Consider the following 235-nt stretch of genomic DNA (forward strand, 5'->3'; position numbering starts at 1 on the left):
GGGATGGTCCTCGCCCAGCACCCGCGCCATGTCGGACAGCAGGTCAGCGAGGGCGGTGGCGGCACCGGCCGCATCCCCCGCATCTCCCAGCCAGGAGGCGAAGTTATTCCGCGTGGTCAGGGTCTCGGGGTGGTCCTCGCCCAGCACCCGTGCCATGTCGGACAGCAGGTCGGCGAGGGCGGTGGCGGCGCCGGCCGCATCCCCCGCCCGGCCCAGCCAGCCGGCGAGGTTGTTC

Annotated in this window: 1 protein-coding gene; it reads right to left on the reverse strand. The window is 74.0% G+C overall.

What is annotated here, in order from left to right; all coding sequences use genetic code 11:
* Window positions 1–235: tetratricopeptide repeat protein (locus tag V9U70_RS00155; RefSeq protein WP_336672324.1), on the reverse strand; the 235-nt coding region annotated here is incomplete at both ends.

The organism is Streptomyces pratensis (assembly GCF_037137275.1).
GTDB lineage: Bacteria > Actinomycetota > Actinomycetes > Streptomycetales > Streptomycetaceae > Streptomyces > Streptomyces pratensis_B.